Annotated in this window: 1 protein-coding gene; it reads left to right on the top strand. The window is 36.4% G+C overall.

Translation table 11 applies throughout. The features are described from left to right. Positions 1-159: 159 nt before the first annotated feature. Positions 160-489, top strand: a 330-nt coding sequence (locus tag FCS21_RS15800; RefSeq protein ID WP_138624484.1) for a tail assembly chaperone, incomplete at its 3' end; no start/stop codon positions are given.

Here is a 489-nt window from a genome sequence, read left to right as displayed (position 1 = left end):
TTTGCAGTAAATGGTGTTGGTCAAGATGGTTATGCAACCTTGACAGAAGATCAAGCCGATGTTGTTCAATATGCATTCAAAGATACCGTGAAAGCAACTTCGACAGGAGCATAAGAGGGCTTAGATGCTCTCTTTTTTATTTTAGGAGGATGAAAAACATTGAAATTAAAAATTAAAGGTAAAGAATATTCGTTTAAATTTGGCACTAAATTTGTACGTGAATTAGACAAAGTGATGCCTTTCATCGATGGAAATATGGAATTCGGAATGGGACTCTCAGCAAAAGTCTTACCGGAATTACGTTCTTATAATGTCAACACGTTGTCACGAGTCTTAGAAATAGCAAATAGAACAGAAGAAGAAACTATTACGTTGGATGAAATGGATGATTACATCGATGAAGTTAAAGACATCGAAAAATTATTTGATGAAGTCCTAAAAGAATTGGCGGAGTCGAACGCGGGAAAGTTAGCGGTCCGAAACCTGAAT

This window comes from Colwellia ponticola, assembly GCF_005885605.1.
Taxonomy (GTDB): Bacteria; Pseudomonadota; Gammaproteobacteria; order Enterobacterales; family Alteromonadaceae; genus Colwellia; species Colwellia ponticola.
The sequence above is the reverse complement of the archived record's forward strand: the minus strand, read 5'-3'. Positions and strand labels throughout refer to the sequence as shown.